This window comes from Ornithinibacter sp. (genome assembly GCF_035443565.1).
GTDB lineage: Bacteria > Actinomycetota > Actinomycetes > Actinomycetales > Dermatophilaceae > Fodinibacter.
Genome location: NZ_DAORSO010000029.1, coordinates 10054 through 20852 on the forward strand (window position 1 = coordinate 10054; position 10799 = coordinate 20852).

A 10799-nucleotide genomic window follows, 5' to 3' on the forward strand; every position below is an offset into this window, starting at 1 on the left:
CGGCCAAGCGCCTGCTCAAGGGGATCATCGGCATCGACGCCGAGGCCGGCCCCACGGAGATCGCCGTGCTCGCCGACGACAGCGCGGATGCCGACCACGTCGCCTCCGACCTCATCTCCCAGGCCGAGCACGACCCGCTCGCCGCGGCCGTGCTCGTCACCGACTCCCCGGACCTCGTGGATGCCGTCGAGACGGCGCTGGCGCGTCGGGTCGCCACGACCAAGCACACCGAGCGGGTGGCCACCGCGCTGGCCGGTCGGCAGTCGGCGATCGTCCTCGTCGACGACGTCGAGGCCGGTCTGGCCCTGGTCAACGCCTACGCGGCCGAGCACCTGGAGATCCAGACGCGCGACGCGGCATCCGTCGCCGCCCGCGTGCGCAATGCCGGTGCGGTCTTCGTCGGCCCCTGGTCGCCGGTCAGCCTCGGTGACTACGCCGCCGGCTCCAACCACGTGCTGCCCACGGGTGGGTGCGCCTGCCACAGCAGCGGGCTGTCGGTGCAGAGCTTCCTGCGCGGCATCCACGTCGTCACGTACTCGTCGGAGGCGCTGCGCGAGGTGGGCGGCCACGTCGTCACGCTCGCCCGCGCCGAGGACCTGCCCGCCCACGGTGAGGCCGTGCTCGCGCGGCACCCCGAGCTCGACCCGAGCGCCTGAGCCCGCCGCGGCGCCGCTCGGGCGTCGGGTGGAAAAGTTGCCACAGGGCGCAGCGACCTAGACTCTGCGCCATGGATTCCCGCACCACCGTCGAGGCGATGCTGCGCGCCGACCTGCGCGGGCGCACCGCCTACGGCGCTCCGCAGCTCGACGTGCCGGTGGCCCTGAACACCAACGAGAACTCGTACCCGGTTCCTGCCGTCGTCGTCGAGGCGATGACCAAGGCCGTGGCGGCCGCGGCATCCGGTCTCAACCGCTACCCCGATCGCGAGTTCACGGCCCTGCGTGAGGCGCTGGCCGCGTACCTGTCCCGTTCGGGCACCGTGATCGGCGCCGACCAGGTGTGGGCCGGCAACGGCTCCAACGAGGTGCTGCTGCACCTGCTGCAGGCGTTCGGTGGCCCCGGTCGCACCGCGCTCGGGTTCACCCCGGCCTACTCGATGCACCCCATCATCACGACGACGACGGGCACGACGTGGGTCGACGGCCTGCGCGGCGTCGCGGGCGGGGGCGCGTTCGACCTCGACGCGGCCTCTGCGGTCGAGCAGGTGCGCGCCCACCGCCCCGACGTCGTGTTCCTGTGCTCCCCGAACAACCCCACAGGAACGGCGCTCTCCCTCGACACCGTCGTCGCCGTGCACGACGCGGCACCCGACGCGCTCATCGTCGTCGACGAGGCCTACGCGGAGTTCGCCCGACCGGGCACCCCGAGTGCCCTGACCCTGCTCGAGGGCCGACCGCGGCTCGTCGTGACGCGCACGATGAGCAAGGCGTTCGCCCTGGCCGGGGGCCGTCTCGGGTACCTCGCCGCCGACCCGGCCCTCGTCGACGCGTTGCGCCTGGTGCGGATGCCGTACCACCTCGCCACCCAGACCCAGGCGGTGGCCCTCGCCGCGCTCGAGCACGCAGACCTCATGCTCGAGACGGTGGGCGCGATCAAGGCCGAACGTGACCGGTTGGTGGCCGAACTCACAGCAATGGGGCTCGACCCGGTGCCGAGCGACGCGAACTTCGTGCTCTTCGGGGGTCTGGAGGACTCCCACACGACGTGGTCGGCGCTGCTCGAGCGGGGCGTCCTCGTTCGCGACGTCGGCATCGCCCACTATCTTCGTGTCACGGCCGGCACGCCGCAGGAGACCACCGCCTTCCTGCAGGCGATGTCCGACCTCGCACCGCAGCACCGCACCACCAGCACGCCCATGACCCTCAGCCCAGGAGCCCGACCGTGAGCAGCGCGCCAGCCCCCCGTACCGCCACGGTGCGTCGCGGGACCTCCGAGAGCACCGTCGAGGTGAGCGTCGACCTCGACGGCAGCGGCCGCGGTCAGGTCGACACCGGCGTGCCCTTCTACGACCACATGCTGCTCTCCCTGGCCAAGCACTCGCTGATCGACCTGACCGTCACGGCCACGGGCGACACCCACATCGATGCGCACCACACCGTCGAGGACGTCGCGATCGTCCTCGGACAGGCCGTGCGCGAGGCCCTCGGGGACAAGAGCGGGATCGCCCGCTTCGGTGACGCCACGGTGCCCCTCGACGAGGCGCTCGTGCTCGCGGTCGTCGACGTCGCCGGCCGGCCCTACTGCGTGCACGAGGGGGAGCCCGAGGGCCAGCAGTACGTCGTCATCGGCGGTCACTACGTGGGCTCGCTCACCCGCCACGTGCTCGAGTCCTTCGCCTTCCACGCCCAGATCGCCCTGCACGTGCGGGTGCTCGGCGGTCGCGACCCCCACCACGTCGTCGAGGCCCAGTTCAAGGCGCTGGCGCGCGCTCTGCGTGCCGCGGTCGCCCGCGACCCCAGGGTCGAGGGGATCCCGAGCGCGAAGGGTGCGCTCTAGCCCGTGGCCGGCGTCGCGCGCACGGGGCAGGGGCACGGGCTGGTTCTCGTGCGCCAGCCTCCGGCCGCCGTCAACCGGTGGCTGCGACGAGGTCTGGTGGCGGTGACCGTCGCCCCGTTCGGGGCCTGGACCGGCATCACCCTGGCCGAGGAACGCGCCCGCAGCGTGGCCCCCTACGACGTCGGCCTCGAACTGCTCGCGGCCCGCCCCGCGCCACGCCGGGCACGACCCGCGCTGGGGTTCTTCGACGTGCACGGCCGGGCTGCCATCACGGTCCAGCCACCCGGGCTGCGTTCCCACATCCACTGGCTCGTGTGGGAGCCGGGCACCGGTGTCGTCCCCACGCCCTCCCTCACACCGCTGCGGTTGCCGCTGTTGCTCTCCGTGGCCGGTGCGTCCGGGCGGGTTCGCGAGGAGGTCGTGGCCGAGGTGCTGCGCTCCGGCACCGGCGCACCGGTTGACCTGCTCGTGACCGTTCTCGGTCTGCTCGGGCTCCCCGGCCGCGACCTGCTGGTGCGCGGCGACAGCGACGGCGCCCACGACGTCGAGCCCTCGGTGCGCGGCGTCATGACCTTCGACCGCCTCATGGCCGAGGAGGCCGCCCACCAGGCCGAGGTGAGTGGCCGATGAGTGCCCGTGTCGTCGTGCTCGACTACGGCAGCGGCAACATCCGCAGCGCCGTGCGCGCGCTGGAGCACGTCGGTGCCGAGGTCAGCCTCACCGGTGACCGTGACGCCGCCCTGGCTGCCGACGGGCTCTTCGTGCCGGGCGTCGGCAACTTCCACGCCTGCATGGCCGGGCTCATTGCCGCCGACGGGCCGCGGATCATCGACCAGCGCCTGTCAGGTGGTCGTCCCGTCCTCGGCGTCTGTGTCGGCATGCAGGTGATGTTCGAGGGGTCGAGCGAGCCCAGCGCGACGCCGCTGGCCGGGGTGGGGGAGTGGCCGGGCACCGTGGAGCGGCTGCGGGCCCCGGTGGTGCCGCACATGGGCTGGTCCGCCGTCGAGGTCGCACCGGGGAGCGTGCTGTTCGAGGGCATCGCCGACGAGCGGTTCTACTTCGTGCACTCCTACGCCGCCCACACCTGGGCCCTCGAGGCCTCGGACGGCCCGTTCGCGGCAGTGGCACCCCGCGTCACGTGGGCGACCCACGGCGAGCGGTTCATCGCCGCGGTCGAGAACGGCCCCCTGACGGCGACGCAGTTCCACCCGGAGAAGTCCGGCGAGGCCGGGCTGGCCCTGCTGCGCAACTGGGTGCGTTCCCTCTGACGAACGGGGTCCGACCCCTACGACCCGATCCGGCAGACTGGGCACCGCCCCCAGACCTGCTCGACCACGCCGCGGAGGACCCCTCGTGACCAGCCAGCCCATCCTGCAGCTCCTGCCTGCCGTCGACGTCGTCGGCGGGCGGGCCGTCCAGCTCGTGCAGGGGGTGGCAGGCACCGGCGGTGACTTCGGTGACCCGCTGCAGGCCGCGTTGGCCTGGCAGGAGCAGGGGGCGCAGTGGCTGCACCTCGTCGACCTCGACGCTGCCTTCGGTCGCGGCTCCAACGCGGACCTGCTCGCGAGCATCGTCGGAACGCTCGACATCGACGTCGAGATGAGCGGCGGCATCCGCGATGCCGAGAGCCTCGAGCGCGCGCTCGCGACCGGATGCCGTCGGGTCAACGTCGGCACGGCGGCGCTGGAGAACCCCGAATGGACCGCGCGGGCCATCGCGGAGCACGGTGACCGGGTCGCGGTCGGCCTCGACGTGCGCGGCACGACCCTGGCCGCCCGCGGCTGGACGCAGGAGGGCGGCGACCTCTGGGAGACCCTCGCGCGCCTCGACGCCGAGGGGTGCGCCCGCTACGTCATCACCGACGTCGCCAAGGACGGGATGCTCCAGGGCCCGAACCTCGACCTGCTGCGGGACGTGTGTGCCCGCACCGACCGTCCCGTCATCGCCTCCGGTGGGGTGTCCACCATCGAGGACATCGTGGCCATCCGTGGTCTCGTGGGTGACGGGGTCGAGGGCGCGATCATCGGCTCGGCCCTGTACCGCGGGGCCTTCACGCTGCCCCAGGCGCTCGACGTCGCCGGCCGGGCATGACCAACCCGCGCGAGCACGAGCACCACCCCCTGCACGCACCCGCGGGCGAGGCCACCGACTCCGCGGACCTGCCGTGGGCCGCTCGTGAGCTCTCGCCGAGCGGGTTCGACACCGACACCGGCGCGGCCGATCCGGCGCTGCTCGCCGCACTGGCCGCCCCCGGCGACGACGTCGCCCTCATGGCGGCCGTCGAGGCGGGTCGCTTCCTCGTGCCGATCGTCGCCGAACCCACCGAGGTCGACACCTCGGGGGAGCACGCCGTCGACAGCCAGGTCGACCTCGCGGCCGTGACGCTCGTCGCCCCCGACGGCATGCGTGCCCTGCCGGTTTTCTCCGGCATCGAGGCCGTCGCCGCCTGGGACCCCGAGGCCCGTCCGGTGCCGGTGACCCCTGCGCGGGCCGGCCAGGCGGCCGTGTCCGAGGGGTGCGAGGTCATCGTCGTCGACGTCGCAGGCCCGGCCACCCGGGTCCTGCGCCCCTCGATGGTGTGGGCACTGGCCCAACAGCGTCGGTGGGTGCCGGCGCACACCGACCCGTTCGTCGCCGCCAGCGTCACCGCCGCGCTGCGCGACGAACCCGACGTCACGGCATCCGAGATCGAGGAGGGCAACCCGCGAGGCGAGGGGGTGCTCGGTGTCGTGCTCGACCTTCGCCCCGGTCTGGGCCCCGAGGCCGTGCGGGCCGTGGCGACCCGCGTCGGCGAGAAGCTCGCGACCGACGGTGAGCTGAGGGCGCGCATCGACGGGCTGGCCTTCCGCATCCGCTGACCACGAGCCGATTTCGGCGGATGCCGGGTCGCTGGTAGTGTTGACCGCTGACCGACCTCCCTTACGGGGGGTGTGCAAGAGAAGCCCAGCTTCCACCCGCGTCAACCATCAGGTTGCCGGGTCCAACAGGTCTGCGACGCACTGTGGTCGCGCCGAACCCGCGAGGGTGTGGCGACGGCATCGGCTGTGTGGCGGATCGGTTCGGAATCGGAAGATCCAGGCTCCTCGTGCACGTGTCGCGAGGAGCCTTTCTCGTGCCCACCGGCATCAGCGCAACGATCGTGATCGAAGGAGAAGCACATCAGCGAGCCACGCATCAACGACCGCATCCGGGTTCCCGAGGTGCGGTTGGTCGGCCCGAACGGCGAGCAGGTCGGCATCGTGCGCGTCGAGGACGCTCTGCGCCTCGCCGCGGAGGCAGACCTTGACCTCGTCGAGGTGGCACCGATGGCCAAGCCGCCGGTTGCCAAGCTCATGGACTTCGGCAAGTTCAAGTACGAAGCCGCCATGAAGGCACGCGAAGCGCGCAAGAACCAGGTCAACACGGTCATCAAGGAGATCAAGCTCCGCCCGAAGATCGACCCGCACGACTACGGCACCAAGAAGGGCCACGTCGAGCGGTTCCTCAAGGGTGGCGACAAGGTCAAGGTGACGATCATGTTCCGCGGTCGGGAGCAGTCCCGTCCCGAACTGGGCTACCGCCTGCTCCAGCGACTGGCGCAGGACATCGCCGAGCTCGGCATCGTGGAGTCCTCGCCCAAGCAGGACGGCCGCAACATGGTCATGGTCATCGCGCCGACGAAGAAGAAGGCGCAGGCCATGGCCGAGCAGCGTCGCCGTCGTGACGAGGGCAGCGCAGCAGCCAGTGCACCCGAGCAGAGCATCGAGGCCGAGGTCCGCGAGGCCGAGGCGTTCGTGGCTCCCGCCCCGGTCGTCGAGGCCGCCCCCGTCGTCGAGGCCGCCCCGGTGGCCGAGGCCCCCGTTGCCGAAGCCCCTGTCGCCGAAGCCGCACCGGCCCCGGCAGCCGAGGTCGAGGCACCCGCCGCTGCACCGGCACCCACGCCGGCTGCCGCCAAGCCGACCGCGACCCCCAAGCCGCAGGCCGCAGCACCGAAGCCGAAGGCCGCCCCGAAGCCGCGGGCGACCCCGAAGCCCAAGGCCTGACCGGCCCCGAAGACTGCACCACCGAAGCACCAGCACCACAGACACGCTGGAACGACCAACGCAAGGAGATCGGCACCATGCCGAAGAACAAGACGCACAGCGGCGCCAAGAAGCGCTTCCGGGTCACCGGCAGCGGCAAGGTCATGCGCGAGCAGGCCGGTCACGTCCACAAGTTCCACGAGAAGACCCCGCAGAAGGCTCGCGCCCTCAGCAAGGACGTTCTCGTGTCCAAGGGCGACCTCAAGAAGGTCAAGAAGCTCCTCGGCCGCTGACGCCGTCCACCCCCAGATTTTCGTAGAGAAGCAAGGAGTACTCACGTGGCACGCGTGAAGCGGGCGGTCAACGCCCAGAAGAAGCGCCGGGTTGTCCTCGAGCGGGCCAGCGGTTACCGCGGGCAGCGCTCGCGCCTGTACCGCAAGGCCAAGGAGCAGGTCCAGCACAGCCTGGGCTACAGCTACCGCGACCGTCGCGCCCGCAAGGGTGACTTCCGTCGCCTGTGGATCCAGCGGATCAACGCTGCGGCCCGCGCGAACGGCATGACCTACAACCGGTTCATCCAGGGCCTGAAGGCCGCTGAGGTCGAGGTCGACCGTCGCATGCTGGCCGAGCTGGCCGTCAACGACGCCGCCGCGTTCACCGCGCTCGTCGAGATCTCCAAGGCCAACCAGCCGGCTCGTGAGCCCGCCAAGGCTGACGCCTGAGCGTCCTGCCGATGCTGACCAATCCCCGCGCCGAGCGGGTCCGGTCGGTTCGAGCGCTGTCGAAGCGGTCGGTGCGTGAGCGCACCGGCCGCTTCGCCGTCGAAGGGCCCCAGGGGGTCCGGGAGGCGGTGAGGTATGCCGCCGCCAGGGTTCGTGACGTCTACGTCACCGCAGAGGCCCTCGAGCGCTATGCCCTCGACATCGTCGAGCCAGCCCGAGCCGCCAACCTCTGGGTGCACGAGGTGAGCGCCGAGGTCCTCGCGGCGATGGCCGAGACCGACGCCCCCCAAGGGGTCCTCGCCGTGGTCGACGTCGTGGACAGTGACGAAGGGGCGGATGCCGTGGGGCCTGCTGACGCTCTCGCGGCGGTCCTCGACGCCCACCCACGCCTGCTCGTGCTGCTGACGAACGTGCGTGACCCCGGCAACGCCGGCACCGTCATCCGCGGTGCCGATGCGGCGGGCGCCGACGCCGTGCTCGTCTCCAGTGCGTCGGTCGACATCCACTCCTCGAAGGTCGTGCGCTCCACGGCCGGTTCGTTGTTCCACCTGCCCGTGGTGACGGGTCTCGACGTCGAGGCGACGCTGGAGACGTTGCGTGCTCACGGCATCCGCACCCTGGCCGCAGACGGGGCGGGCGCCACGCTCCTTCCGGATGCCGACCTCACGGCGCCGCACTGCTGGGTGATGGGCAACGAGGCCTGGGGGTTGCCCGACGAGGTTCGCGACGCCTGCGACGAGGTCGTCCGGGTGCCGATCCACGGCCGCGCCGAATCGCTCAACCTCGCCATGGCGGCGACGGTCTGCCTGTACGCGTCGGCGGGTCAGCGACCGCGGCGCGAGGGTGTCACCACCGCGGGGTAACGTGCCCCGCATGGCGCACCCCTTCCGGGTCCCCGATGACCTCGTCGTCAACGGTCTCGAGTTCCTGCCCGACGGCCTCGTCGCGGCGGTCGGGCCCGAGCGCACGGTGCGTTTCATGAACTCCTGCGCCGAGCGCATCACCGGCGTGCGCGTCGAGGACGCCATCGGCGGTGACGTCCGGGAGGTCCTGCCGCTCCAGGACCACGCGGGAGCCTCGTGGTGGGAGCTCACCGACCCGTGGAACGGTCTGGCCAGCCGCAAGGGACACCGCGAGCGCCTGCTGGTCCTGCCCTCGGGGCGCGAGGTCCTCGTCACCGCGAAGTACGTGCGTCCGGCGCCGGGGGAGCCCGTGGAGGCGGTGGTGCTGGGGCTTCGGGACGCGGAGTCGCGGCGTCGCGCCGAGAACGAGACGGCGGCCCTGCTCACCACGGTGGCGCACGAGCTGCGTTCGCCGCTCACCGGCGTCAAGGGTTTCTCCGCGACGTTGCTGCGCAACTGGGACCGGCTGACCGATGACCAGAAGCGCCTCATGCTCGAGACCATCGAGGCCGACGCCGACCGCGTCACCCGCCTGATCACCGAACTGCTCGACGTCTCCCGGATCAACACGCGGCACCTGACCGTGCACCCGCAGCCCCTGGACGTCGCCGCCGTGCTTCGGGCGCACGCCCAGCGTCGCATCGCGTCGGGTGCGGATGCCCCCGCGGATGCCGACGCCGAGCGCTTCGTCGTCGACGTGCCGGACGACCTTGGTCCGGTGTGGGCCGATCCGGACCGTTTCGAGCAGATCGTCGCCAACCTCGTCGAGAACGCCGTCATCCACGGTCGGGGCACGGTTCGCCTGGCCGCACGGGCCGGTGAGCTCGACGGCGCGCCAGCGGTCGACGTCCTCGTGGCCGATGACGGCGACGGCATCGACCCGCAGCACCGTGAGCTGGCGTTCTCCCGGTTCTGGCAGGACGGCGCGAAGCAGGGCACCGGGCTCGGGCTCTACCTCGTGCGGGGCCTGGTCGAGGCCCATGGCGGGGTGATCGTCGCCGAGCAGGCACCAGGGGGCGGGGCTCAGCTGCGCGCGACCTTCCCCGACCGCGACATCTGAACCGAGCACGACAGCCGACCCGGGCGGGTCAGCGCACGTCGTACAGCGTCTGACCGGCCACGCTGTCGAGCGGCACGCCGAGCTCAGCCAACCAGGTCGGTGTCTTCTTGGCGTCCGGCCACACGATCCAGCCGACGTCATAGCGGGTCAGCAGTTCCTCGCGCAGTTCTGGAGACGTCTTGGCACTGAGGATCGCCGCCTCGTCATCGACACGCCGGGGGGTGTCCGTGACTCCTGGGCTGGGCCACTGGGGCGCCACCGAGAACAGTCCGGAGGCCGGTAGCTGCCGCGCGACTCGCGGGTCCCTCGCCACGACGACCGAACCGGACGGGATCGAGGCCCACAGATCGGTGACGACCGGATACGGCGAGATGAGGTGGGTGCCGTCATCGGGGTTGCGACGGGCCGCGTCGTCGACGGTGATGCGGCTCCACGCGTTGGACTGGGTCATGCTGCCCACAGCCACGGCGACGACCCAGGCCAGCACGACGACAATGCGCGCGGCCGACGCGCCGCGGGGTCGAGCGGTGCCTGTCGAGCCGGCATCCGCGGGTTGCAGTGCCTCGGCCGCGGCCACGCCGAGGGCCACCGCCGCGGCCGTTGACGCGAGGGGAATCACCCTGCCCAGGGACTCGACGTGGAGCACGCCTCCGGCGGCCCAGATGCCGACGCCTGCGAGCACCGACCAACCAAGAGGGTCGGTGCGCTGTCGACCGAGCCGAAGGACGATGGCCGGGATCGTGAGGAGGAGGAGCCCGAACTTCGCCATCACGTCGTCGTAGAAGAACACGTGGAACCCGTCGAACCCGCGAGGGTTGTCGAGAAGATCCCCCAGGGACATCCACGGCCAGAGGGCGGCCAGGCCGACCGAGATCAAGGACGGCACTGCGCCCGAGAGCCACCGCTGTCGTGGCCAGCGCAGGAGCACCGTGATGGCGCAGGCCGTGGCAGCGCTGAGGAACGTGAACGGGTGGAACAACAGCAGCACACCGGGAACGACGAGCAGCGTCGCGATCAACCCCCGAGTCATCCGGGTGCTGGTCCAGACGGCGGCCCACAGGTAGAACCAGAACGCGGTCGCGAGGACGCTGGGCCACGAGGACCCGACGACGAGGGTGTTGAGGCTGAGGAATCCGCTCCAGAAGAACGCTCTGGTCCCCCAGACCGTCAGGAGTGCCGCCAGCACGGCAACGGGGGCCCACGGAGCGGGACTCACGGCGCGCACGAGGCGGTGCAGCGAGTGGACCAGGACCAGGGGGGACACCACGGCGAAGACGGCCAGCACCTGGAAAGGAGTGACGGAGAACAGCCGCACCCCCAGCGCGCCGACGGCTGTCCACGGCGAGAAGTACGGGAAGGGCACGTCCTCGCCGACGAGCGGCTCCACCGGTGACCAGAAGTCGCGGGACATCTCGTGGATGGCACCGAGGTGGATCCATGAGTCGCTCACCCAGTCACCGTGCGCCGTGGACACCGCGGCTGCGAGAACCACCAGCGAGGACAGGATCCAGTAGGCAACGGTCTCGCCGGCCATCCGGTCCTTCTGCACGCGGCGATGCTATCGGGCGGTCCTCCTCGTCCCGGACGGGACCCAACCCTCGGCGCCGGCGCGCTGTCA

13 protein-coding genes are annotated in these 10799 nt (G+C 71.7%); 12 read left to right on the forward strand and 1 reads right to left on the reverse strand.

The window, feature by feature from the left end; genetic code table 11:
* The 12 genes from hisD to PLL68_RS05355 all read left to right on the forward strand — a co-directional run.
* The coding region (hisD, locus tag PLL68_RS05300; protein WP_324532337.1) for a histidinol dehydrogenase at nucleotides 1-656 on the forward strand (656 nt) is incomplete at its 5' end.
* Nucleotides 657-727: 71 nt separating this feature from the next.
* Nucleotides 728-1885 carry a histidinol-phosphate transaminase gene (locus PLL68_RS05305; protein ID WP_324532339.1) on the forward strand — a complete coding sequence of 386 codons (1158 nt, stop codon included), beginning with the start codon at nucleotides 728-730 and terminating at the stop codon, nucleotides 1883-1885.
* Nucleotides 1882-2496: an imidazoleglycerol-phosphate dehydratase HisB gene (hisB, locus tag PLL68_RS05310; RefSeq protein ID WP_324532341.1), complete on the forward strand. Its 615-nt coding sequence runs from the start codon at nucleotides 1882-1884 to the stop codon at nucleotides 2494-2496. Before PLL68_RS05305 ends, hisB begins: the two co-directional genes overlap by 4 nt.
* 3 nt (nucleotides 2497-2499) lie before the next feature.
* Nucleotides 2500-3126, forward strand: coding sequence for a hypothetical protein (locus PLL68_RS05315; RefSeq protein ID WP_324532343.1), 627 nt, complete (start codon nucleotides 2500-2502; stop codon nucleotides 3124-3126).
* Complete coding sequence (hisH, locus tag PLL68_RS05320) at nucleotides 3123-3764, forward strand: imidazole glycerol phosphate synthase subunit HisH (RefSeq protein ID WP_324532345.1); 642 nt, start codon at nucleotides 3123-3125, stop codon at nucleotides 3762-3764. Before PLL68_RS05315 ends, hisH begins: the two co-directional genes overlap by 4 nt.
* An 85-nt stretch (nucleotides 3765-3849) precedes the next feature.
* The gene (gene priA / locus PLL68_RS05325; RefSeq protein ID WP_324532347.1) at nucleotides 3850-4587 is read left to right on the forward strand and encodes a bifunctional 1-(5-phosphoribosyl)-5-((5-phosphoribosylamino)methylideneamino)imidazole-4-carboxamide isomerase/phosphoribosylanthranilate isomerase PriA; all 738 of its coding nucleotides are present in this window, start codon (nucleotides 3850-3852) and stop codon (nucleotides 4585-4587) included.
* Nucleotides 4584-5354: an SseB family protein gene (locus tag PLL68_RS05330; RefSeq protein WP_324532349.1), complete on the forward strand. Its 771-nt coding sequence runs from the start codon at nucleotides 4584-4586 to the stop codon at nucleotides 5352-5354. The genes priA and PLL68_RS05330 overlap by 4 nt, the downstream gene beginning before the upstream one ends.
* A gap of 342 nt (nucleotides 5355-5696) precedes the next feature.
* Complete coding sequence (infC, locus tag PLL68_RS05335) at nucleotides 5697-6518, forward strand: translation initiation factor IF-3 (protein WP_502910674.1); 822 nt, start codon at nucleotides 5697-5699, stop codon at nucleotides 6516-6518.
* Nucleotides 6519-6595: 77 nt separating this feature from the next.
* Complete coding sequence (rpmI, locus tag PLL68_RS05340) at nucleotides 6596-6790, forward strand: 50S ribosomal protein L35 (protein ID WP_159898826.1); 195 nt, start codon at nucleotides 6596-6598, stop codon at nucleotides 6788-6790.
* Nucleotides 6791-6835: 45 nt separating this feature from the next.
* A complete protein-coding gene (rplT, locus tag PLL68_RS05345; RefSeq protein WP_159898828.1) occupies nucleotides 6836-7219 on the forward strand; it encodes a 50S ribosomal protein L20 in 384 nt (127 codons plus the stop codon).
* Nucleotides 7220-7230: 11 nt separating this feature from the next.
* Nucleotides 7231-8082: a TrmH family RNA methyltransferase gene (locus PLL68_RS05350; RefSeq protein ID WP_324532352.1), complete on the forward strand. Its 852-nt coding sequence runs from the start codon at nucleotides 7231-7233 to the stop codon at nucleotides 8080-8082.
* A gap of 10 nt (nucleotides 8083-8092) precedes the next feature.
* Nucleotides 8093-9181 carry a sensor histidine kinase gene (locus PLL68_RS05355; RefSeq protein WP_324532354.1) on the forward strand — a complete coding sequence of 363 codons (1089 nt, stop codon included), beginning with the start codon at nucleotides 8093-8095 and terminating at the stop codon, nucleotides 9179-9181.
* A gap of 28 nt (nucleotides 9182-9209) precedes the next feature.
* On the opposite strand, the gene PLL68_RS05360 is transcribed toward PLL68_RS05355, so the two are convergent.
* Complete coding sequence (locus tag PLL68_RS05360; RefSeq protein WP_324532356.1) at nucleotides 9210-10730, reverse strand: hypothetical protein; 1521 nt, start codon at nucleotides 10728-10730, stop codon at nucleotides 9210-9212.
* Nucleotides 10731-10799: the final 69 nt, after the last annotated feature.